The sequence below is a fragment of the bacterium genome (assembly GCA_023150945.1).
Taxonomy (GTDB): Bacteria; Zhuqueibacterota; Zhuqueibacteria; order Zhuqueibacterales; family Zhuqueibacteraceae; genus Coneutiohabitans.
Window position 1 is genome coordinate 19,383 of sequence record JAKLJX010000004.1, and the last position, 24,994, is coordinate 44,376.

Consider the following 24,994-nt stretch of genomic DNA (forward strand, 5'->3'; position numbering starts at 1 on the left):
CAATCGACGCCGGGAGTTGTTGGTTGAAGACTTCGTCGACAGATTCTCCGCCAGCGAGGGCGGAGCCGATTCAAGATTTTACCCCCAGGAGATGACATCGTGAGTGCGTCTTGGATCCCCAGCCTGGTATCCGCTTTTGCCCACCTGCGCAAGACTCGAAGCGAGAAATATCATCCGGTCCGCCGGCAATGGCGCCTGACGCTGGCGGCCATTCTGCTCTGCGCGGTTGCCGCCCACGCGCAATTGAAGATCATGCCGCTCGGCGACTCCATCACCGACGGCGACGGCTCCTCCAACGCCGCCGCGTATCGCAGCGGGCTTTATACCCGTCTCACCAACGAGGGCATTGCCTTCGATTTCGTCGGCAGTCTCAACGGCGGCACCGGTTTCCCGGACACGCAGCACGAGGGGCACGGCGGCTACCGGGCGGATCTCGTTCGCGACAACGTCAAATCCTACTTGCAGAAGAATCCTGCCAATCTCGTGCTGTTGCTCATCGGCACCAACGATCTCAACCAAAATCAGGGCGTGACCAGCACGCGCAACGAGATCGGCGAGATCATCGACAACATTTTTCAATTCAACGGCCTGATCGAAATCTATCTCGCGACGCTGCTGCCGCGCAAGGACAGCCATCAGAGCGAGATCGAAGAGCTCAACGCCCTGCTGCCCGATTTGGTGTTGACCAAGCGCTCCCAGGGCGTGAAGATCTTTCTGGTGGATCTCAACACGCGCTTTCTCGCGGATCCCAACTGGCAGACGGCGCGCATGTTCGATACCGTGCATCCCAACGATGCCGGCTATGACGTCATTGCCCAGGTGTGGTTCGAAGAGATTCGCAAGAATCACGCGCCGCAAGTGGTGCGGGAGTTTCAAGACAACTTCAACCGCACCGGTCCGGGTTTGGGCGCCAAATGGGCGTTCAACAGCGCGATGCAGATCAAGAACAACGAACTGGTCAATACCTCCACCGTCGATGCCTGGGACCGCTTCCTGGCGATTCCCAAAGAGATGACGAACCCGCGCATCATCGAATTCAAATACGGCGCCAACAGTGACGCCGTGGGCCGCGCCTTCACCGGCCTGGCGGTGATGCTCAACAGCGCCGATCCCAACACTGCCGACGGCTATCTCGTTTTTCACAACGTCAACAGCAGCACGGGGGAAAACACCATCCGCCTGCATGAATTGCGCGAGGGCGTGCCGGTGAATCCGGCAATTCAAATTGAGCCGGCGCGCGCGCCCGCGCCCGCGGTGGGCGAGGTGTTTCGCGTCGAAATCGCCACGGATTCCGACGGCCACAAATTCACCGTGACCACCGGCGGCGTGTTCGACGGCGTGTTGATTGATCCGCTGAAGCGACAGGGCAACGAGGGTCTGCTCTACGCCGGCGTGCAGATCAACGGCGCTACCAACAACGGAGTTGACGATTTCTTTGCCACGACGGCCAGCGATCTGGCGGCACCCGGTGCGATCACCGACCTGAGTGTGCTCGGCACCAGTTCCGCGGGCGTGACGCTGCAATTCACCGCGCCCGGCGATGACGGCAACATCGGCCAGTGCACCAGCTATGACGTGCGCTATTCCACCACGGCCATCACTGCGACGAATTTCAACCTTGCCGCCCGTGCCCTCGGCCTAAAGCCACCGTCGTTGGTCGGCACGCTGGAGAATCTCGAAGTCAGCGGCTTGCAGGGCGGTACCACCTACTACTTCGCCGTCAAAGCCGTGGATGACGGCGGCAACACCGGCACTATTTCGAATGTCGTGCAAGGCACGACCGCGCTGCTGGCCGCGCTTACCGACAACTTTGAGCGCCCCGGTCCGGCGTTGGGAGAAGGGTGGGTGGCAGGCGCGGGCGTGGCAATTGTGAACGGCGCGGTTCACAACAACGGCTCCGGCTACCAAGCCGCAGTATTGAGTACGCGCCGCGATCCGCGTGAAGTTTCGTTGACCTGGGCGCCGACCGCGGTGCTGGGCCCGATCAATGAAAGCGGCATCTTGGTGATGGCGAGCAACGCCACCAGCCGGCCCAACGGCTATTTCATTCAGCACAACAACTCCTCCGGCAAGACGATCCTGTGGCGCGTGGAGAACGGCACGCTCACCAATCAAATCGACAGCGGCAATTCCTTCGGTGGACAGATTGGGCCGGGCGCCATCATGCGCGTGGAGTACAACCTCACCGAGCAATTCAACTCCTTCACGGTTTTCGTCAACGGCAGCTTTGATCGCGAACTGACGGATCCCCAAAAGCTCGAAAACGGGCCCTATGCCGGCTTTATGTTGGCTGCCGCTGGTCCGGAGAACGCCATTGATGCCATTTCCATTTCGGTGCCGATCAAGGAGGCCGCCAGCATCACGGCGGTCGCGGGCAATGATCAAGTGGCCTCGGTCGGCGCAACGTTGCCGCAGCCGCTGGTGGTGCGACTGGTGGATGCCGAATCCAATCCCTCGCCCGGCAAGACGGTGGATTTCGTCGTGACCAAAGGCGAGGCCGTGGTCGCGCCGCCGCCGGCGCCGGATGGGCACATTCGCATCGAAGCCGAGTCCGGCACGATTCAGGCGCCGCTGCGCGTGCGCAATGATGCCGAGGCAGCGCGCGGCAAATACCTCACCTATCCCGCCGGCAACACCCAGGATGCCAAAGCCACCTATTCTTTCGACATTGCGCAAGCCGGAACCTACATCATTTGGACACGCAGCCGCAAGAATCAAGCGCCGGCCGGCAGTTGGATGGTCAGTGTCGATGGCGGTGCCGACCAAATCTATGACGTGTTTCAAGGGCAAATTAGCGACAAATGGACGTGGAACCGATTGAGTGGCCGCGGCAACGGTCCCGCGGAAAATCCGCAGTTCAATCCCCGGCAGTTCAATTTCGCGGCCGGCCGCCACACCCTCGAGTTCAAGGCGCGCTATGAAGAGACCTGGCTCGACAAATTCATCATCACTGCGGATCTCAATTTCATTCCCACCGGATTGGAAGACCCCGGCTTTGTCACGGATGGCAACGGCCAGGCAAGCGCAATCGTCACCCTGGGCCAAACCTCGGGGGAGGTGAAAATCGAAGCCCGGCATAAGAGTCTCGTGCCCGCGCAGTTTACTGCCGTGGCCTCGGGCGGCGCGGCGGTGCGGCTGGCCGAGATGACCAACAACAATCAAACCGGCGCGGCCGCCAAAGAGCTGTTGCTGCCGTTTACCGTGCGTGTGTACGATGCCGGCAACAATCCCACGGCCGGGCATCCGGTGAGCTGGGTGATTACCGCGGGCGACGGCCGGCTGAGCAGCTATACCAGCCTCACCGATCGCGACGGCAGAGCTTTCACCACGCTGACGTTGGGGCAGGTGCAGGCTGAGAATCAAGTGGAAGCACGGAGCTATGGCAGCAATGGCATTCCGCTCACCAATTCGCCGCGCCTCTTCAAGGCCACTGCGGTTTCCGGCTTTGCGAAGACGCTGAATCGGGTGGGCGGGAATAATCAGACAGCGGCGGTGCGCACGCCCTTGCCGGAGAAAATCGCCGTGCGCGTGCTGGAAGAGAGCAACGCGGGTGTGCCCAACGTGCCGATCGAGTTCACCGCAAAACGCGGCGGCGGTACGCTGGCAGCACAAACCGGTTTTCGCAACGGCGGCTTTGAAAACGCCAGCGGCACCACGCCGGCTTCGTGGTCGCTGTTGAACTCGCCAACCGCCAGCGAAGTCACCGCTTCCACCAATGCGCCGAAAGCCGGTTTGCGTAGCCTGGAAATCAACGCGGCGCGCAGCGGCGTGGGTGTGAGCCAGTCGCCGAAGTATGCGGAAAGCACCAACTACGTGTTGACGTTTTGGGCGAAAGTCGTGAGCGGCACCGCCCAGGTGGTTTGGCAGCAGAGCAGCAGCACCGGTGAGTTGTTGCAGCAAACGATCGATCTGTTGCCTTCGGCGACCGGCGAGAGTTGGGTGCAATATCGACTCTTCGGCGTGAATGGCACCGTCGGCAGCCGGCCCCTGCAATTCAAGACCAGTGGCAGCGGTCACTTTTTTGTGGATGACGTCCAGCTCTATCCGGCGACAGACGGCAACGGCCGGTTGGCAACAACGTGGACGGTGGGCGACACGGTGGGCAGCCAGGAGGCGCAGGCGGTCGCGCTGGTGGGCAGTCTGGCGAACAGCCCGATCAGTTTCACGGCGAACGTCACCGCCGGCCCGGCCGCAGTGCTGCAGCCGGACGGCGAAACCAATTTGGTCGGCTCGGTCAATCAACCGTTGAGCAAGCCTTTCGTGGCGCGCGTGACCGATGTCACCGGCATCAACGGTGTCAGCGGCGTGGCGGTCACGTTCAAAATCACCGCGGGCGGCGGCCGTTTTCAAGAGGGCGGCACGACCAAGACCATTGCAACTGAGGCCAACGGCCGGGCAGCGATCACACTGATTCTGGGCGGTCAGACCAATGTTGCGAACACGGTGGAAGCTTCGGCCAGCGCCTTGAGCGGCAGCCCGATCATTTTCACCGGCATCGCTGCCACGCCCGGCTCCTTCACCAAAGTTGCCGGCGATGATCAGCGTGGCTCTGCCGGCCATGTGCTGAAGCAGCCGCTGACGATCCGCATCAAAGATGAAAACAGCAATGCCTTGCCGGGCTTTCCGGTGAAATTCGAAGTCACCCAGGGCAACGGCAGTTTCGGCGGAAAGGCCACAGTCACCATCAACACCAACGCTGCCGGCGATGCCGAAGCCTTTTTCACCTGCGATCCTGCGCCAGGCGCCACCAACCGCGTGCGCGCCTCGGCGACTTACAACAATCAGCCGGTAAATGGCTCACCGAAAATCTTTACGGTGGTAAATTATGGCCTGAAGCAATTCAGACTCGCCTCCGGCAATGAACAGACCGGCATTGTCGATCAATTCCTGCTCAATCCACTGGCGGCAGCGGTGCTTGATTCGGCAGAGCAAGGCATCGCCGGCCGCGAGGTGGTGTTCAAAATCACGGAGGGCGGCGGCAAGCTGGAGGGAAGCGTAACGGAAAAGACCGTGCCAACTGATTCGCTGGGCCAGGCGCGCGTGCGCTGGCGCCTCGGCATTCGGCCCGTGGCCAATCGCGCCACCGCCATGATCACTCCGGCTTTGCCAGGCTCGCCGGTGCAATTCACCGCGACCGCAGAAGTGGATGCGCCGGCGAGTTTGTCCAAAGTTGCCGGCGACAGCGCGCGCGGGGTCGTGGGCAACCAGCTCGGCGTGCCGTTTGTGACAAAGGTGGTGGACAAACACGGCAACAACGTGGCCAATGTCGAGGTCATCTTCAAAGTGGCGGCAGGAGGGGGGAATTTCAACGGCCAGTCGAGCGACACCGTCAAGACCAATGCCGAAGGTCGCGCGCAAGTGACGCTCACCCTGGGGCCGGCAGCCGGCAGCTACAACAACGTGGTCGAAGCCCGCGCCAGCAACGGCTCGATTCCGCTGACCAACTCGCCGGTTCGCTTTGTGGCGAGCGCGGAAGCGAGCAAGGCCGCGAGCTTGGCGACCGAGGGCGGCAACCGGCAGACCGGCAGTTCGGGTGAGTTGTTGGCGCAGCCTTTTCGCGTGCGCGTGCGTGATGCCAACGGCAACACGGTGAAGAATCATCCGGTGCGCTTCACGGTGTTGCGCGGCGGCGGCAATTTCAGCAGTGGCGCCAGCGATTCCACGGTGATGAGCAATGACAACGGCATCGCCCAGTTGACGTTGCGCCTCGGCCCGGCCGTGGTGCCGGACAGCCAGCTCGTGCAGGCCGCCGCCAACGATGGGGTCAATCCCCTGAACAATTCGCCCCTGCGATTTGTGGCGTTTGCCACCGGCGGTAAACCAAGCGCGATCACGTCCTACGTGCAAGCGAGCGGGGCCGTGCCGGCTGACGGTTTGACGCCCATGCCGGTCACCATTTTCGTGCGAGATGTGTATGACAATCCCGTGCCCGATCAAGCGGTGATCATCGAAGTCACCAACGGCCCGAATGAGATTTCGCAGCCCACCAAAAAGACGGACCGAGACGGCAAAACCACCGGCAGCTTCGCCTCGCGGCGCGCCGGCGCGAAGACGATCACGGCGCGCGTTACCAGCGGCATCAGCATCACCAACGGCTCGACCGTGCAGTTTCTGGCGCTCGCCGCGCAGCAATTGTCACTGACCAGCGGTAACAGTCAAACTGGCAATCTCTACACTGCGACGCCCGATCCTCTGCGCATCAAAGTCGAAGACCGGTTCGGCAATGGCGTTGCCGGGCATCCGGTGATCTTCTCCGTGAAAGCCGGAGACGGCCGCTTTCCCGACGGCAACCGCAGCCTGCGCGTCAACTCCAATGCCAGTGGCATTGCGGAGACCCACTATGTCTTCGGCGGCACCACCGGCGAGAGCCAGATTTGGGCGGAGTCCGCCGGTCTGAACAACTCCCCCATCATCCTCACCGCCAATGCCGTCAACCGGCCGGCGCGCAAGCTGCTCAGCATTGCGGGGAATGATCAAGCCGGCATCGCCGGCGAGGAATTGCCGGATTCGATCAGCGTCAAAGTGACCGACAACACCAACCGGCCGGTGGCCAACATCAATGTGCATTTTGCCGTGGCCTTTGGCGGCGGGTATGTGAGCCATGCGGTGCTGCGCACCAACATTCATGGACTTGCCACGGTGGCGTGGCGCTTGGGTGATCAAGTGGGTTTGAACACGCTGCGGGTCAGCTCGGAAGGCTTGGAAGGCTCACCGCTGGATTTTCGCGCCAACGGCATTGGCGGCCAGCCGTGCTGTATGAATCCCATTCTTGCCACCGCGCCCTCGGCACCGGTGGGTGGCACGCTGTCAGTGACTGCGTTTCGTGTCAGTGATCGTTTTGGCAACGGCGTGGACGGCATTCCGGTGCGGCTCGAAATTGTTTCCGGCACCGGCATGCTGCTCGCTCCGGAGGCCATCAGCAAAGACGGCGGCCTGGTGAGCTTTACCATCATGTTCGACAACGTGAGCGGACCCAGAAGAATTCGCGCCCGCGTCAGCACGTTGCCGATTGCGCCGCAAACCGTGACGGTTTACGCGACCGCGGCGGCGGCCACGGCCATGGCGGCGGTGCCGCGCACCAACAACCAGGGCGGCACCGTGGGCAAGCCGCTTAACTTTCCGTTGCAGGCAAAGTTGGCCGATCGCTTCGGTAATCCCGTGCCCGATGAGTCGGTGAATTTTGTGATCACGGCCGGCGGCGGCTATCTCAACGGCCAGCCCAATCTCTCCAGTGCCGGCGCGTTGAGTGACAGCAACGGCGTGGCTTCCGTGGCATTGACGCTCGGTGCGAATCCCGGCGCGAATCGCGTCAAAGTCATTCGTTCCGGCCTGCCGGAAGTCGAGTTTATCGCCAACGGCTTCACCAACAATTTCCCGATTTTCACCGACCTGCCGGATCGGCGCTTGACCGAGGGCGAGCGGGTGGAGTTCACCCTTGCGGCCAGGGATGAGGATGGCGATCCCATTCGTTTCGGCGCGGGCCATTTGCCGCCGGGCGCCACTTTTGATTCACTCGCGACGCTGACTTTCACCTGGGTGCCGAATCTCAATGCCGCGGGCATCTATGAACCGGCCTTCTATGTGCGCGATAATCGCGGCGGTATCGACATCGAAATCGTGCGCCTCGAAGTGTTGAACCGCAACCGTCCGCCGCGCATCGTGAGCCGCAGCCCGGTGGGCGACGCGAACCCGAGTAAGCCCGACACTACGTTGATTACCGAACCCGGCAAACAGGCACGTCTCACGCTGCGAGTGCAGGCGGCTGACGAAGACGGCGATCCACTCAGCTTCATTTGGGAGCGGAACGGCCTGCCGGTCGGCGGTGACTCTGCGCGTTACACGCTGATCACTGCGGAGAGCTACAACGCCGTCAAGGTCACTGTGTCGGATGGCGCCGATCACGTTGCTACGGACTGGGTGATCAAAGTGCCGGTATCGCTGCTCAGCTTCTCGGCGAGCGCGGCAAATGCCAAGGGGGTGATTTTGAGCTGGACAACTTCGGGCGAGATCAACTTTGCCGGCTTCAACGTGCTGCGCAGCCAGGCGCGCAACGGCCAATATCACCAGCTCAACAGCGGCATTCTCCCACCGCGGCCGGGCGGCGAGTATTCTTTCGTGGATGAAACCGCGAGCGCCGGCAGCCGCTACTTTTACAAACTCGAGGAGATCGACCTGAGCGGCAATCTCATCAGCCACGGCCCAATTCAGATCGAAGTGGCGCAGCCGATAAGTTTTGCCTTGCGTCAGAATTACCCGAATCCGTTCAATCCCTCGACCAGCATCCAGTATCAACTGCCGCAACCGGCGCAGGTGCGGTTGACGATCTTCAACACCCTGGGCCAGGTGGTCACGCGGCTGGTGAATCGCCGGCAGGAGGCAGGCTTTCACACCGTGATGTGGCACGGCCGCAATCATGCCGGCGAGGCGGTGCCCAGCGGGATCTACTACTATCGCTTGGAAGTGGAAGGCGGGTTCGTGGAGACGAAAAAGATGGTACTGGCAAAATAGTCGGGGAGAAACGCGCCTAATCAAATGCAATTTGTTTCGAATCGTCTGTGTGGCCTCCCGGTCAACACAGACGATTCTGTTTGAACATTCGCAGATGAATGGGTTTGCGACGCCAATGAAATCCTCAAAACTTCTATTCTGGGCCGGCCTTTTTCTTGTTGGACTTTCCTTGCATCATTTTCTTGCCAGCGGAATCTCTCGGCCTGTGATTGCCTCTCCGATCGAACAGTCCATTAGCGAAATGACAGAATCACAAACTTATTCGGATGAACTTCAAACCTCCTGGATCAAGCACTACAGCTCAAGAACACCTGCAAACGATCGCCCCACAGCTTTGGCAATGGACTCGGAAGGGAATGCTTACGTCACCGGCAGCAGCGAAAACATGCCCTTTGGCACTGACATTCAAACCTTCAAATATGATTTGCAGGGCCGGGTACTTTGGTCGGCATCCTACGACAGCCCGTTTCACGGTGATGACACCCCGGTAAGCTTGGTGGTTGATCAGGAGGGCAACGTTTATGTGGCAGGAAGCAGTTGGGGCGATGATTCCCGCTGGGATTTCTTGACGATCAAGTATGATGCTGCCGGCATTGAGCAATGGGTGGCGCGTTTTCACAGCAGCGGAACGGCAGACGATCGGATTTCCGCGTTAGCCCTCGATGACAAGGGCAATACCTATGTCACGGGAATAAGCGGGTCTGCTTCACGCGGAAAGTTTGTGACGATCAAATACAATCAAAACGGCCGGCAACAATGGATCGCCTCGCTCGATTGCCGCGAAGATGAGCCGGATTCTCCCTCGGCTCTTTTGCTCGACGAGGCCGGCAATATTTATGTGACCGGAACTTGTGGCGTGGGAAAAAATAGCGACCTGGTTGCGGCCAAGTATAACAACGAAGGCTCCCAACTTTGGATTCGCTCGTATGATGGTCCGGGGCATAACGCCGATCGCACTCCGGCTGCGACTTTGGATGCGGCGGGCAATTTATTCGTCACAGGTACAAGTGCGAGAAGTTCTACCGGCGACGATTTCGTCACGATGAAGTATGATCCAAATGGTGCAGAACAATGGATCGTTCGCTACAACGGCCCCAAGAATCTGAATGACTATGCCAGAGCAATTGCTGTAGATGCTACTGGAAATGTTCTTGTCGCAGGAACCAGCTTTGATTCTGCCGGCGTTTCTGTGTTTGCGACATTGAAATACGATAGCTCTGGCCGCGAATTGTGGGTCAAGCGCTCGCCGGAGTCGCAGACTTCCTCCTATGACGTTCAGGCACTTGCGCTTCATGAAAATGGCGACGTTTACGTTACCGGCGTTCGCGAGAAATCATCATTGCATGCCACGGCCATAACGATTAAATACGATTCTGCCGGAGTAGAACAATGGACGTTGCGCCACGACAGTAGTGGCCACAGCATCAATCTGCCGGCTGCACTAAAACTGGACAACCATGACGGCGTTTATCTGACTGGAACAAAGTGGCAGAATGCTTGGAATCATGATTTTGCCACCTCAAAGTTTTCCAACTCGGGTGCGATGCAATGGTTTTCAGATTTTGGAGGGGAAGGCTGGGGTGATGGTTATCCTTCAAAACTTATGATTGACAGCAAAGAGAATCTTTGTATCCTGGCCACCGTGGGCGGCATACGCGGAGTGCTGAAATATGACGCACATGGCGGCGAACAAAACTTCTTCCCGTGTGAGGCTCAAGCGAATTTGATTACAGTCGACGCGACCGATCATGTTCTGATTGCGGGCCAGACCAGCGCGGTGGCAGGGCGTCATGGTTTTGTTGCCAAGTACGACGCAAACGGCGTGCTGCGCTGGCGCGTGTTGCACAATCTGAATGCCAATACAAATGATTTGCCCGTTGCCCTGGTCACTGATCATGTTGGCAGCGTCTATATGACCATGTTCAGCAATCAGAATTACCTGACGGTCAAATACCTTTCAGACGGATCGTTGGCATGGCAGGCAAACTACAACGGGCCGGCCAATGGCATAGACAAGCCAGCAGGTATTGCAGTGGACAGTGCTGGAAGTGTCTATGTTACGGGAAGCAGCGCCGGTTTGGATTCTGGTCGGGACTATTTGACGATCAAATACGATCGCCACGGCGCAAGAAAATGGAGCAAGCGCCTCGATGTCAAGAACAACGATGATGATGCTCGTGCGCTTGCGGTTGACATGGCGGGAAATGTCTATGTCACGGGCAGCGCTGCGCAAGATTTCGTCACGATCAAATATGACAGCAATGGAGTCAAAAAATGGATCGCCAGTCTCGAAGGCGCGTGGCATGGCGGTTGGGATCGTGCCGATGGAATTTTAGTTGACGCTGCAGGAAGTGTTTATGTCAATGGTCAAAGCGAGCCCTACTATCGCGTGGTAAAATATGATTCCATCGGCAAGACTCAATGGGTGGCCGGTTTTGAGGGTATTGCGCGCTATCAGCACTACATGGCGAGTAGTTTTGCCGTCGATGATTCTGGCAACGTTTATCTGTCCGGACGAGTTGGCTACATTTATAATGAAAGAAACGAGAGTTGCAACGCTTCTTCTTTACATTTTCGCACGGCGAAATTTCATTTTGCGGATGGGCGCCAATTGTGGTCTGAAATCTATGATGGCCCCGGGCATACAAACGACTATGTAGTTGATTTGAAAATCGCCGAATCCGGCGCGTTGTATGTGACGGGCTATTCCGAAGGGCAAGCATGTTTATGTTTGTCTGAAGATTGTTGGACCGCCATTACGACGATCAAATACAAACCCGCGGTTGCGGCCGCCGTTGTCGCAGAAAAGCACCGTCAGTCAAGCGTTTTCAGTCTTGCCCAGAACTATCCCAATCCCTTCAATCCCTCGACCAGCATTGCGTATCAATTGCCGCAGCCGGCTCAGGTGAAATTGACGGTGTTCAACACGCTTGGCCAAGTCGTGATACGGCTGGTGAATCGCCGGCAGGAGGCGGGCTTTCACACCGTCATGTGGCACGGCCGCAACTTCGCCGGCGAGGCGGTGCCCAGCGGGATCTACTACTATCGCCTGGAAGTGGAAGGCGGGTTCGTGGAGACGAAGAAGATGGTGTTGGCGAAATAGAGACAAGTGGCTGCCGCGCCCTCAGCGGCCGGTGCTGCCGAAGCCGCCGGCCGACCGGGCGGTTTCATTCAACTCCTCCACCTCAACTAGTTCCGCCCGCGCCACGGCGGCAATCACAAGCTGCGCGATGCGATCGTGCGGGTTGATGGTGAAGGATTGCTGGCGGTGATGATTGATGACGATCACATTGATTTCCCCGCGATAGTCGGCATCCACCGTGCCCGGCGAATTCAACAGCGTGACCGCGTGATTGAGCGCCAAGCCGCTGCGCGGCCGCACCTGGGCTTCATAACCCGGCGGCAATTCCAACGCAATGCCGGTGGCAATCAATGCCGATTCGCCCGGCGCCAGCACTTTGGCCGTCTCCAGCCGGGCATACAAATCCATGCCGGCGGCAAGCGCAGTTTTGTATTCCGGCACGCGCGCCGCCGGATGCAGTTTCTTGACTTTGATGCGAATATTCAAGAGTGGACTATCCTTTTGAAGTTGGTGATATTCCCGGATTCTTCGTTCGTCTGATCCCGCCATTCGCCTAGCCAAAAATCGCAGCCACCTCCCGCTGCAGTTGTTCGAAAAGCTAAGTGTTGCATCCCTCCGGCAAGTTTTGCATGAGACTCTCCGCCACGCGGCGGTAATACCATTCCTGCTGCTCGCGGCCGCGATTGAAACGCTGCCACACCGCCTCTCCCAGGCGATGCTGTTCCAGCGCAATGCCGCGCAGATTGTGCAGCTTGTCCGCCGCCACCACCAGCTTGACCGGCGCGGGCGCGGTGGCGAGAAAGGTAATCGTGTGTTGTTTGCGCTTTTCCCAGGGCAGGGATTTGTCCGGCTCGGAGCATTGCGCCACCAGTTCGGCAATCGTGGCGCCGAAATCCCGGCGCAGCGCTGCGAGCGTTACCGGGGTGTCTTCGATCACGTCGTGCAGAATGCCCGCGACCACGACCTCGGTCGGGCAGCCGGCATCAAGCAGCAGCAAGCCGACGGCACAAGGATGCACGATGTAGGGGATGTCAGTGCTCTTGCGCGTTTGCTGGCGGTGCGCGAAAGCGGCTGTGGCGAGGGCGCGGTCGATCATCGCCCAATCGTGGGTGTGGTTGTGAGTCTGGGTCTGAGAAATTTGCATCTGAAACCTTTGCTTTGGTACGCCGGTCAAAATACGAAATCGCCGCACTCACATTCAAGGCCGAATTCGGCGGCGCACCGGAGAAGAGATCGCGCTTGACTTTCCATCTGCTGATGTCTACTTTGCCGGGCCTGACAAGCGAGTTGGTGTCCGTGCGAAAAAAAATCCAGCCTCGGTAACGGGAGTTGTATGCTCACCGGCCACAGGCTGCGGTTTGACGTTTTGTTTTTCAGTTGAGGCCGGGATTTCGACCCGGGCACAGGAATAACCGAAAACGACCTTCGGCATGCGCCGCATTCTCAAGAACACGATACTTTCCGTTCCATTTTTGACCTTTCTCGGAGTGACGCTGGTCGACACCGTGTGGTTCATGATCGAGCGCATCCCCGAGATCGTGCGCCTGTTGCGGGACGGCGTGTTGCTGGCGGCCATCGTGATGCTGTTGCCGCTGCGGCAGCAAATCAGGGTCTTCTCCGAGCGCCGCATCTTTCACACCCTGCGCTACATCTTTTTGACCGCCCTCACCCCGCTGCTGGTGATGATTGTCGTTGACCAGTACTTGATCGCTGCCCCGGCTTCCCAGTTTCCCGCCTCGCGGCTGTTCGTTTCCACCCGCCATTTTCTCATCGGCACCGCGGCCGCGTTTCTGCTGGTGTTGCTGCACCTGCTGCTCTCCGGCCTGCTCGCCAATCTGATTTTCTACAAAAGCAAAAGCTCGACCCTGCGCAACTTTCGCCTGCTGGTGTTTGCCATGCTGCTGGTGGCGGCGACCTCTTCCGCGCGCGGCCGCGTGAGCTTCTTCGTGGCTTTCGAGCAAAACTGGCTCGCCGATGTCCCCTTCATTCTGCTGTTGCTGTTGATTGTGGTCAACGCTTTCCGCCATCGCTGGATCGATTATCTCAATCGCCGGCAGAAGTGGGTGGTGTTTCTCGCTTCCGGGCTGGCGTGCGGCCTGGGCATCATGTTGACGCAACGCATGGCCGGCAGCTTCGTGGCGGATTACAGCATCGCCTTTGCCGCGGTTTGTGGAGCGATCGCGCTGTTCTTCAGCGTCTATGCCGGAGTCACCGCCTTTGCGTTGCTGCTGCACTTGCCCACCGCGGGCAGCTTCGATGAAAAAATCAACGCCATCAAAACGCTGCAGGAGCTGAGCCAGTCCATCAGCCATTTCATGGAGCGCGAGCAACTGATGGCGATGATCACGCAACGGGCGCTGCAAGTCACGCGCTCCGATTTTGCCTGGCTGGAGCTGCTCGAAGAAAGCGGCGCGCCGCCGGTGTTGCGCTCGGCGGTCAATCTCACCGACCGCGAGCAGCAGGAGATGCCAATGAGCCGCGAATCCGGCATCAGCGGCTGGGTCATTCAAAATCAAAAGAGCCTGTTGATCAATGACGTCACCGCGGAGGCGCGTGCTGCCGGTGTGCGGCCGTGGAAGAGGGACATTGGCGCCATTCTAGCGGTGCCGTTGATGTCGCGCGGCCAAATTCTCGGCGTGCTGTTCTCGGCAAAACAGGATTACTTCGGCTACGATCAGTTCGATCAGGACATGCTGCAATCCTTCGCCGATCAAGCCGCCATTGCCTTTCACAATGCCCATTTGCTCGCGGAATCCATCGAGAAAGAGCGGTTGTCGCAGGAGTTGCGCGTCGCGCACGAAGCGCAGACCAAGCTGTTGCCCAAAGTCATGCCGGAGGTGCCGGGCCTCGAGGTCGCGGGCGTCAGCGTGGCGGCGCAGGAAGTGGGTGGAGATTACTATGATGTTTTCACCCGCGGCCGCAAGCTCGTGGTGGTGGTGGGGGATGTTTCGGGCAAGGGCGCAGCCGCGGCATTCTACATGGCACAGGTGAAGGGCGTGGTCGAAGCGCTCGGTCGTCACTATGATTCGCCGCGTGAAGTGCTGATTCACACCAACCGCATTCTGAGCCGCAGCCTCGAGAAAAACCTGTTCATCACCTTGCTCTACGCCGTCTTTGACCCCGACAGCATGACCATGACCTTCAGTCGCGCCGGCCACAATCCCCTGCTGCAATCGCCGTACACCAGCGTGCCAACTTTTCTGCAACCCGCGGGCATGGCCATTGGCTTGGAAGAAGGGCCGGCGTTTGAAGCCGCGCTGGAGGAGATGACGTTGCCGGTGGCCGCCGGCGATTTCTTCGTCTTTTACACGGACGGCGTGGTGGAGGCGCGCAACGACAACGAAGAAGAATTTCAGGAAAAATCGCTGCTGGCGGTGGTGCAACGCCGTGATTACAAGACAGCCGATGCGCTCAAGGATCGCATCTTGTTGAGCATCTATGATCATGTCGGACTCGCCAACACCCATGACGATTTTACCGTCGTCGTCGTGGGCGTCACGGAACAACCGCGCCGCAGCGCGCGAGCGCTGAGCACGGAGCCCGAAACAGAGGCCGCAGCCGCAGGAGTGCCGACATGAACGCCTTCGAGCACCTCGCCGAACAGAAGATTCTCGCAGCGATTGCCAACGGTGAATTCGACAATCTGCCTGGCCAGGGCCGGCCGCTCAATTGGGAAGACGATTCCGCCATTCCCGCCAGCCTGCGGCTGAGCTTCAAAATCTTGAAGAATGCCAATATCTTGCCGGAGGAAATGCAGCTCAAGCAAGACCTTGCCGCATTGCAGGAACAGTTGGCAGGCGCGTCGGAAGCAGAGTCGCAATGGCTGCGCCGCCAGATTCGTGATTTGGAAACGCGCTTCCATCTCCTGATGGAGCGCCATCGCCGCTACCTCCGCAATCCCGCCTCCCGGCATGAATGATTCCCGCGTGTGCATCATCGGCGCCGGAGCCTCCGGCATTGCCGCGGCAAAAGTGCTGCATGATCAGGGCATTCCCTTCGATTGTTTCGAGAAAGGTTCGATGGTCGGCGGCAACTGGCGCTATTTGAATGACAACGGCCAGTCCTCGGCGTATGCCTCGCTGCACATCAACACCTCGAAAACGCGCATGGCATTTTCTGATTTTCCCATGCCGCAACACTATCCGGACTATCCCCACCACGCACAGATTGCCAAGTATTTCGATGACTACGTCGATCATTTCGGTTTTCGCGACAAGATCACTTTTCGCACCGAGGTGGTGCAAGCTGCGCCGGCGGCCGACGGAAGTTGGGAAGTCACGCTCGCCGGCGGCAAGAACTGCCGTTCTCGTGCCGTGCTGGTGGCAAATGGCCATCACTGGGATCCGAAGTGGGCGCATTTCCCCGGTCGCTTCGACGGTCTGCAAATGCACTCGCATGATTACAAGACCCCCGATTTGTTTGCCGGGAAAAACGTCCTGGTAATCGGGATGGGAAATTCCGGCGTCGATATTGCCTGTGAAAGCAGCCGGGTGGCGGCACAGACGTTCCTCTCCACCCGGCGCAGCGCGCAGGTGATTCCCAAATACATTCTGGGCAGGCCGGTCGACCAATTCACCACGCCCTTCACCAGCATGCTGCCGCTGGCGGTGCAGTCGCTGAGCATGCGTTTGCTGCTTTGGGTGGCGCACGGTTCGCAGCGGCGGCTGGGCTTGCCGGAGCCGGCGCATAAGCTTCATCAGGCGCATCCCACCATTTCATCCGATTTGCTGACGTTGATCGGCCATGGGGGGATCAAGATCAAACCGAATGTCAAAATGCTCGCCGGCGACACCGTGGTGTTTGAAGACGGCAGCCGCGAGCGGATCGACTGCATCGTTTACGCCACCGGCTACAATGTTTCCTTCCCGTTTTTCAAGCAGGAAGTTTTGTCGGTGCGGGACAATGAACTGCCGCTCTACCGCCGGGTCGTGTCCGTGCAGCATCCGCATCTTTATTTCATCGGTTTCTTGCAGCCGCTGGGCGCCATCATGCCGCTGGCCGAGCTGCAGGCGCAGTGGGTCGCCCGCTTGCTCACCGGAGAATGCAGACTGCCCAACGCCGCGGTGATGCAACGGGAAATCATTCGCGAACGCGAGCACTTGCGCCGGCGTTACGTCACCTCAGCCCGGCACACCATGCAGGTGGATTTCTTCCCCTATGTTCGGCAAATCAAGCGAGAGCTACGACGCAAAGGAGGGAGGAAGAAGGCGGCAATCGGAGAAAACGCGGGGAAAAAGGAGGTTGGCGGGCGTTGAAACCCGCCCGGGCATCTACTTCAGTGGAAGAGCTTCGAGCGAGGCCACGCAGGTATCGAGTTCCTGGAGTGCGCGATTCTGTGTGCCATCGGATTGCTCCAGCACCTCGACGCGACCATCGAGGCGATCATCACACGCAGCCAGCGCCTGCTTCTCGATTGTGAAGTCGTCATGCTTTTTCATGACGCCATCAATCAGTGTGTAGATCTGATCTCTGAACTTTCTGTTCTCCTCTTCTATTATTTCCATCCGCCGGAGAATTCCATTGAACAAATTCACCACGCTTTTCCAAAACGCCTTCATTTTCGCTTCACATTCAAGCTGCCGTTTTTCGATTCTTCTGAGCCTGTTCTTTAGATCGCGCTGACTGGATCTCAAGGCCCGTAGGTTTTTCTCCAAGTTGAACTGTCTTTTCTCGAGCTTCTGCTGTCTCTTCTCGAGCTTCTGCTGTCCCTTTTCGAGATTGTTCTGGCGCTTTTCGAGATTATCCTGTCTCTTTTCGAGATTCAGTTGCCGTTGCGTGACGGTCTGCTGGCCACTCTTCAGACTGCGAAAGCCTTGTTCCATGCGGCGGCTCAGGCGTCTCAACTCCCGCTGGATCGGATCACTTTTCTTCGATTTTGATTGAGGCCGGGCTGGCATAGACGTCTCCCCTCAGATAAGTTTTACATGCGGCGGTATCATACAAATCTGAGGGCATAGAGGCAAAACCTTTTTCTGAGTTTTTGCCGCATGGGATAGCGTGGAGTGAACTGAGCTTGGGCGCGCACAACCGGCAGGGTTGAATCTGCGCCGCACCCAGGGCGAATAGTCTTGGACTTCGTCAATCGCCGGGCATGTGATCCTTGGCGCACCTCCAAAAGCGCAGCCCGGCGTGACTCCGATCACAGCGGCGCGCGCGCGAGTTTCATGGTTTTGCCTCAAGACGAAAGAATTCCGGACTCTTCCCGGCAATTTTTGCACCGCGCAGATTGTTATTGTCTCGTAGAGTGAAACCAATTGTTCTCGCATGATTCGCATTCATTCAGCCGTGCACACTTGAGAACGCGGCTGTTCACTGCGAGTCGAGTCTTTGACTTTTGGGTAATGTCGCAGCAAGTCTGAGAACCGTCCTTGCGCATGACGCCATGCCAAACGCATCACGCAAATACTTTCTCTCCACTTCGAAAGCAATCGGACTCGGCTATCTTGTTTTGCTGTTGCTCTCGCACGGCGCGCGCCTGTTTGCGCCGGCGGAGACACCGGCGCGACCGGAACAGAAGCTCATGACGCTGCGCGCGGTCGCGCGGGATCAGGTGCTGCCGCAACAAGTGAAGCTGGCCTACGAAGACCTGCAGCCGGTTCAGTCAGCGAATCCTCCTGTCGTCCTGCTGCTGCACGGCAGTCCAGTGGCCTCGATCACGTTTGCCGGCTTCGCGCCGCTGCTGGGCCGCAATTGTCGCGTGCTGGTTCCGGATTTGCCCGGCTTCGGCCATTCGACGCTCCGCCTGCCCGACTATTCGATTCGCAGCCACGCCGAGTATGTCCTGCAAATGCTGGACATACTCGGCATTGCCCGCGTTCATGTCGTTGCCTACAGCATGGGTGGCGGCGTGGCTCTGCATCTTGCCGGCCGCGCGCCGGAGCGCGTGCAGTCTTTGACCATGGTGTCCAGCATCGGAGTGCAGGAGCTGGAGTTGCTCGGCGACTATCATCTCAATCACGCGGTGCACGGGCTGCAGCTCGGACTTTTGTGGTTGCTGCAGGAAGGCGTACCGCATTTCGGCTACCTCGATGACGCTTTCTTGAACGTATCGTATGCCCGCAATTTCTTCGACTCGGATCAGCGGCCGCTGCGCGGCCTGCTCTCCCAGTATCAAGGCCCGATGCTGATCGTACACGGTCGCAATGATCCGCTCGTGCCGCTGGCAGCGGCGCGCGAGCATCATCGCATTGTGCCGCAAAGTGAATTGCAGATACTGAGCGGCGGGCATGAGTTGATCTTCCGCAAGCCGGAGTTGCTCGCCGCTGTAATCGACCAGTTCATTCAGCGCGTCGAGCAGGGAGGAGGCCTCACTCGGGTACAGGCGGCGCCCGAGCGTTTGACGCTCGCGCGACAGTCATTCGACGCCGCGCAAATTCCACCGCCGCAGGGCCTCGGCCTGGTGGCGCTGGTGCTCTTGCTGGCGCTGGCAACGTTTGTCAGCGAAGATTTGACCTGCATCAGCGCGGGGCTGCTGGTGGCGCGCGGCACATTGGGATACTTTTCAGCCACGCTGGGATGTTTTGCCGGCATTGTGTGCGGCGATTTCCTGTTGTTTCTTGCCGGCAAATTGCTGGGCCGGCATGCGCTGTCGCGGCCACCGCTGCAATGGTTCGTCAAGGCCAGCGCCATTGCTCGCGGCCGCCAGTGGTTCGAGCGGGAAGGCGCACGCGTGATCCTGCTGAGCCGTTTCCTGCCCGGCAGCCGGCTGCCGACGTATGTGGCCGCCGGTTCGCTCAATCTGAGCTTCTGGAAATTCGCCGGCTATTTCCTCCTGGCCGCGGCATTGTGGACGCCGGCGCTGGTTGGGCTTGCAGCCCTGCTCGGCGGCAAGGTGATGACCTGGCTCGCGCTCTATGAAAAATACTCCTGGCGTATTTTGATGGCACTGGCAATGGGGCTGTGGCTGTTGGCGCGGTTGGTGATTCCGTTGTTCAGCTTTCGCGGCCGGCGGCTGTTGTTGTCCAAGTGGCGCCGGCTGACGCGGTGGGAATTCTGGCCGCTGTGGGCATTTTATCCGCCGGTGGTGGCTTACTGTCTGTACTTGGCCTGCAAGTATCGGTCGCTCACCGTATTCACCGCCGCCAATCCTGCGATTTTCGCGGGCGGCGTCATCGGTGAATCCAAGTCTGCCATCCTCGCCGGACTGGCAAACGCGGATGGTTACGTGGCGCGCTACCGCTTGATTTCCGGCACGGCGCCGGTGGAACAACGCATACAAGGCGTGCGCGCTTTCCTGCACGAGCTTGATCTCACCTTTCCCATCGTGCTCAAACCCGATGTCGGCCAACGCGGCGCCGGCGTGGCGGTGATCCGATCGGAAGAAGAAGTTCGTGATTACTTGCGTCAGGCTGCCGGAGATACCATCGTGCAGGAATACGTTGCGGGGCACGAGTTTGGCGTGTTCTACTATCGTTATCCCGACCAAGTGCAAGGCGAGGTTTTCGCCATCACCGACAAGCGATTCTTGACGCTGCAGGGTGACGGCCGGCGCACGCTGGAAGAACTGATCCTCAGTGACAATCGTGCGGTGTGCATGGCGCCTTTTCATTTGGAGAAACACCAGCAAGGCCTGTTTGAAATCCCGGCAGCAGGAGAGCAGGTGGCGTTGGTCGAATTGGGCACGCATTGCCGCGGTGCCGTTTTCTATGATGGCAGTCGGGTCAAAACGCCGCAGCTCGAACGGGTCATTGATCGCATCAGTCGCAGCTTTGCCGGCTTCTATTTCGGCCGCTACGACATTCGCACGCCCTCGCTCGCGGATTTCAAAGCGGGCGAGAATTTCAAAGTGATCGAGTTGAACGGCGTGACCTCGGAGGCGACGAGCATTTATGATCCCTCCAACAGTCTCTGGCGGGCCTACCGCGTTTTGTTGCAGCAATGGCGCATCGCCTTTGAAATCGGCGCACAAAACCGCGCCCGCGGCGTGAAGCCGGCAAGTCTGCGCGAGCTGTTGCGGCTGTTGAGCGGTGCCAAGCCGCAGAATTGATGCGTTGCACCTCGTCTTCAGGCGCCGGCCGCGCTGCGACTGTTCCGCGCCACTGCGTTGGAATGCAATGCGCTGCAGCAGCCTCGGGCAAGGCAGGCTTTTCTGCAAAGACTGCGCTTGCATGGTAGAAGAGAGCTGCGGCAAAACCCTTAGCGACTGCAGTGGCCGCTGGCAACACGATCGTCACGCTTTGGATCGAGCCACTCCACTGCCGTTTGGCGGTCTGTCGGATTCGCGGCCGCGCAAAAATCAACGGTTCAACGATCATTCATGAAATCTGTGTTAACCTTGCGGTATGGCATCTGTCGCTGCGAATCAAAACCACGTTGTCTCCTCTCTCGCCAGCCGAACTGCACTCATGCCGAAGCTGCTAGCCGTTCTCGCGCTCATTGCCGCGGGAATGATTGGCCTGCTGTGGAATTCTTCCGCTGAGATTCGCGTACAGCGCCTCCGTATTCAGCACCCTGCCTTTGTTGAAGTTTTATCCGGCCGGAAAATCGTCCAGCTCAGTGATTTGCATTTCAACCAGCACAGCAGCAAAACCGTGCAACATGTTCTATCCCAGCTCCATGAGATTCAGCCGGACATGATTCTCCTGACCGGTGACTACGTGAGGTGGTACGGTGGCCGTGAGGATTATCAACGCGCGCTCTCGTTTCTCGGGCAATTGCGGGCGCCGCTCGGCGTGTACGCGGTGATGGGCGATGCCGATTACTCCTTCTCCCGCGCAAGCTGCCAGTTTTGCCATCGCGTAGGCTCTGCCGATCCGCCGGATCTGCACCAGGTCGTTTTTTTGCGTGATCGGTTTGTCGATCTCGAGATCGCCGGCCGGCAATTGCGTCTGGCGGGATTGGATTGCTGGCCGCCGCTGGAACCGGATCTCGCATTGGTTGATTCCCTGGTCGCCGCGGATCATCCCACCCTCTTGTTGTCACACACTTCGCTGGCTTATGCCCGCGTGCCTGCGCCGGCGCCAACACTGGTGTTGAGCGGCGACACCCACGGCGGACAGATTCTCCTGCCCGGCTTGGTTTGGCGTTTGACGATGCGTAAGCCCGATCCGGATCATCTTTACGGTTTTTTTCAAGAGGAGAACAAAATGCTGTACGTCACCAGCGGCATTGGCACAACTGATCTGCCCTTTCGCTTGGGCGTGGCGCCGGAAATTGTAGTCTTCGAATTTGGAGCAGCAGAGTAAATGCCTGGCGTGAACCAGCAGAAAAAGAAGTGGAAGAGAGGGATGGCGAGGTTGATCGGCTTGGCGATGATCGGTTTGCTTGCCATCGCCTGCCAGCGCAGCCGGCCTTTCTTCTTTGACTTTGAGAATGAGGCGGAACTCGATCTGCTCTATTGGGAGTGCCGCGAGCTGCTCACGCTGGTCGATGAGCCGGTGGCGCACGGCGAGCGCAGCCTTCGCCTGCAGATGTTTTCCGGAAATTATCCCGGCCTCAAAATCACCAAGTTCGATCCGGATTGGTCGGATTTCCGCAGCCTGCACGCCACCATTTACAACCCGCAGCCGGACACCCTGCAATTGCATTTCCGCCTCGATGACAGCCACGAGCGCCCGGCTTATGCCGACCGCTACAATCGTCGCATGCGGCTGCCACCGGGGTGGACACAGTTTGCGCTGCCGCTGGATTCGCTCATCACCAACGGCACACGGCGCCGCATGCAACGATCAAGCATCGAGTCGGTGTACTTTTTTCTGGTGCAACCGCCCAAGCCGGTGACTTTGTATTTTGATCATCTGCATCTGGAATGAACCGGCAGGCGGTGGGCGGGGCGGTACAGGACACCTTCCGCCACTGTGCCGTTACTCGAGTCTTCTTGGGCGGCCTATTGACTGGTCATCCGGCAAGAATTTGGTGAATAACCCGGCACAGCGCCCAATTCTTCTCAAGTTTTTTGCAGGATGACCGCCAGAGTGCCCAGAGTCTATAGTCTCGCAGAATTCCATTCGGGGCTGCGACATTGTCTCAGAAATCAAACCTGAGCGTGTGCGCTTTGCCGTCGTCGCGCAGGCGAACCGTGACCGTGCCGGCGCCGGCCTCGAAGCTGAGGTCAGCGGCTGCGACTTTCCCGGCATCGAGGCTCGCGAGCTTCGGCGCGTTGCTTTGGCCGTGCAGAATGATGCGGTAATCGCGTGCCGGCGGCGCATACTTGCCCTGGCGGCCCGCGAGGCTGAACGTCACGTTCTTCGCCTTGGTCGTGACTTTGAAGGAAGTCAGGCTCATCATGCCATCGGCATATTCAAAGGAACGGCCATCATCCTCGTAAAGCACTGAAGTCCTCTCCGCGCCGGGATAAACGTGCAGATCGATTTGCGTCAGCGGCTTTTCTTCGACATACTGCAGCACTTCGCCCATCGGAAGCACGGCGCCGGCACGCACAAACAGGGGCAGTTTTTCCACCGGCGCATCTACGTAAATGTAGTTCCCGCCCGCGTAGGTTTTGTTCTCCCAGAAATCATACCACGTACCCGCCGGCAGATAGACTTTGCGAATGCGTTCGCCCGCACGGGTCACCGGCGCCACCAGCATGTCATTGCCCCACAGATAAGTCGTGTGATTGTGACCTTGATAGGTTTCCGCCTCCTCCGGAAATTCGAGAAACAACGGCCGCATGATGGGCACGCCTTCCACCGCGGCCTGATGAAATGCCGTGTAGGTGTAGGGCAGCAGGCGGTAGCGCAGTTCGATATACTTTCGATTCACTTCCTCCGCCCATTCTCCAAAACTCCACGGCTCTTGATCCGGTGAATTGATGTGGGTGTGCGTGCGGAAGAAAGGCGTGAACGCGCCCACTTGCATCCAGCGCACGAACAGCTCAGTCGTCGGCGTTTCCGCGAAGCCGCCGACGTCCGCGCCGACAAACGGAATGCTGCTCAAGCTCATGGACTGGCACATGCGAATGGCGACTTCCAGATGTTCGAAGGAAGCAACATTGTCGCCGGTCCAGCTTGCGGCCCAACGCTGCGTGCCGGCAAAGCCCGCGCGGGTCAGAATGAAAGGCCGTTCCTGCGGCCGCAAGCGGAGCAAACCCTCATAAGTCGCTTGCGCCATGAGATGGCCGAAGACATTGTGAATTTTCTTGATCGAGACTTTGCGGCCGTTCTCGTCGAATTCCACCAGCAAGGGTGCCTCGCGGCCCCACACGGCCGGTTCGTTCATGTCATTCCAAAAACCGGCGATGCCTTTGTCGAGAAAATCTTTGTGGAGATCACCCCACCACGCGCGCGACGCGGGTTTGGTGTAGTTGGTGAAATGGCTCGGGCCGGGCCACACGTCGCCGATGTAAGGCTGGCCGTCGGGGAACTTGATGAAGTGATCGCCCTGCAAACCGCTTTCATAGACAGCATAGCCGGGGTCGACTTTGATGCCGGGATCGCTGATGGTGACGACTCTGAATCCCTGCTGCCGCAAATCGGCCAGCAGCCTGGCGGGATCGGGAAAGCGCTGGGCATCGAAAGTAAAGCAGCGATAGCCGTCCATGTGATGGATGTCGAGATAGATCACATCCGCCGGGATCTTCTTCTCGCGAAAGGTGCGGGCCAATTGCCGCACTTCACTTTCGGGAAAATAGCTCCAGCGGCACTGTTGATAGCCCAACGCCCACTTCGGCGGCAGCGGCATGCGGCCCACCAGCTCGGAATAGCGGCGGATGATATCCTTCATCGTGTTGCCGGCGAAAAAGAAATAGTCCAGCGCGCCGCCTTCTGCACGAAACGAATAGACGCGATGGTTGCCCGCGCCCATGTTGAAAAAGCTGCGATGGGTGTTGTTGAAGAAAATGCCATAGCCGCGGCCGGCGCGCATGCCGATGAAAAATGGATGTGATTGATACAGCGGATCGGTGCGATCACTGTAGGCGGGAATGTCCGAATTCCACATCTGCCACTCACTGCCGCGCCGGTCGAGGCCGCCGGTTTTTTCGCCCAGGCCGTAGAAACGTTCGCCCGCGAGCAGGGATTTGAACACCGCGACTTCCTTGCCCTCCCACCCCAGGCCAAACGCCTCCTCATCTTGATTCAGCAGATTGCCGCCGGCGTCATAAAACGCCAGGCGGCACGGCGACCGAAGGATGCGAATCTCGAGCGCCGTGGTTTTGAGCATGACGTGCGTGGCATTCTCCGCCACCGTGAACGTTGCGCCCGGCCACTCGGCCCGGGCGATGGCATAATCCGGCCCGCTGTGCCAGCGGCCTTCCGGCGCCAGGGTGATGCGTGCCAAGTCCGGCGCGAGCAGCGTGAGGCGCACGAGATCATCGCCGCAGCGCAGCAACGCACCATCCTTTTGAAAATCGATTCCGGTGAGATTGCCCAGGAAACGGTACTGGCTCATCGCTTTTTCTCCCAACAGCAACATACCTGCCAACAGTGCCAATACGAAACGGAGTCTCATGGCTTCATCCTTTCA

General features: G+C 59.0%; 12 protein-coding genes. 8 read left to right on the forward strand and 4 right to left on the reverse strand.

Annotated features, from left to right (window positions below):
* Positions 1–99 precede the first annotated feature (99 nt).
* Together L6R21_06960 and L6R21_06965 are read left to right on the forward strand one after the other, a co-directional pair.
* Positions 100–8,508: an Ig-like domain-containing protein gene (locus L6R21_06960; protein MCK6558923.1), complete on the forward strand. Its 8,409-nt coding sequence runs from the start codon at positions 100–102 to the stop codon at positions 8,506–8,508.
* 115 nt (positions 8,509–8,623) lie between these two features.
* Positions 8,624–11,611, forward strand: a complete 2,988-nt coding sequence (locus L6R21_06965; protein MCK6558924.1) for an SBBP repeat-containing protein — start codon at positions 8,624–8,626, stop codon at positions 11,609–11,611.
* Positions 11,612–11,632: 21 nt separating this feature from the next.
* On the opposite strand, the gene dut is transcribed toward L6R21_06965, so the two are convergent.
* Both dut and L6R21_06975 read right to left on the reverse strand, forming a co-directional pair.
* Positions 11,633–12,070 carry a dUTP diphosphatase gene (gene dut / locus L6R21_06970; GenBank protein MCK6558925.1) on the reverse strand — a complete coding sequence of 146 codons (438 nt, stop codon included), beginning with the start codon at positions 12,068–12,070 and terminating at the stop codon, positions 11,633–11,635.
* A 118-nt stretch (positions 12,071–12,188) separates the two neighbouring features.
* Positions 12,189–12,734 (reverse strand): HD domain-containing protein, encoded by a 546-nt coding sequence (locus tag L6R21_06975; GenBank protein MCK6558926.1) that lies wholly within the window; start codon positions 12,732–12,734, stop codon positions 12,189–12,191.
* A 286-nt stretch (positions 12,735–13,020) separates the two neighbouring features.
* Between L6R21_06975 and L6R21_06980 the strand changes: the two genes are divergently transcribed.
* The 3 genes from L6R21_06980 to L6R21_06990 are packed head-to-tail and all read left to right on the forward strand — an operon-like array spanning position 13,021 to position 16,845.
* Positions 13,021–15,168: a SpoIIE family protein phosphatase gene (locus L6R21_06980; GenBank protein ID MCK6558927.1), complete on the forward strand. Its 2,148-nt coding sequence runs from the start codon at positions 13,021–13,023 to the stop codon at positions 15,166–15,168.
* Positions 15,165–15,509, forward strand: coding sequence for a DUF1992 domain-containing protein (locus L6R21_06985; GenBank protein MCK6558928.1), 345 nt, complete (start codon positions 15,165–15,167; stop codon positions 15,507–15,509). The genes L6R21_06980 and L6R21_06985 overlap by 4 nt, the downstream gene beginning before the upstream one ends.
* Positions 15,502–16,845 (forward strand): NAD(P)-binding domain-containing protein, encoded by a 1,344-nt coding sequence (locus L6R21_06990; protein ID MCK6558929.1) that lies wholly within the window; start codon positions 15,502–15,504, stop codon positions 16,843–16,845. Before L6R21_06985 ends, L6R21_06990 begins: the two co-directional genes overlap by 8 nt.
* A gap of 15 nt (positions 16,846–16,860) precedes the next feature.
* Here L6R21_06990 and L6R21_06995 read toward each other — a convergent pair whose 3' ends face one another.
* On the reverse strand, positions 16,861–17,487 hold the full coding sequence (locus L6R21_06995; GenBank protein MCK6558930.1) for a hypothetical protein: 627 nt from the start codon (positions 17,485–17,487) through the stop codon (positions 16,861–16,863).
* A 485-nt stretch (positions 17,488–17,972) separates the two neighbouring features.
* Between L6R21_06995 and L6R21_07000 the strand changes: the two genes are divergently transcribed.
* The 3 genes from L6R21_07000 (at position 17,973) to L6R21_07010 (ending at position 22,341) form a co-directional block, all read left to right on the forward strand.
* Positions 17,973–20,576 (forward strand): alpha/beta fold hydrolase, encoded by a 2,604-nt coding sequence (locus L6R21_07000; GenBank protein MCK6558931.1) that lies wholly within the window; start codon positions 17,973–17,975, stop codon positions 20,574–20,576.
* A 358-nt stretch (positions 20,577–20,934) separates the two neighbouring features.
* Complete coding sequence (locus L6R21_07005; GenBank protein ID MCK6558932.1) at positions 20,935–21,774, forward strand: metallophosphoesterase; 840 nt, start codon at positions 20,935–20,937, stop codon at positions 21,772–21,774.
* Between the two features lie 42 nt (positions 21,775–21,816).
* Positions 21,817–22,341, forward strand: coding sequence for a hypothetical protein (locus L6R21_07010; protein ID MCK6558933.1), 525 nt, complete (start codon positions 21,817–21,819; stop codon positions 22,339–22,341).
* A 214-nt stretch (positions 22,342–22,555) separates the two neighbouring features.
* Here the strand turns inward: L6R21_07010 and L6R21_07015 are convergent, their stop codons facing one another.
* Positions 22,556–24,979: a glycoside hydrolase family 31 protein gene (locus L6R21_07015; protein MCK6558934.1), complete on the reverse strand. Its 2,424-nt coding sequence runs from the start codon at positions 24,977–24,979 to the stop codon at positions 22,556–22,558.
* Positions 24,980–24,994 lie beyond the last annotated feature (15 nt).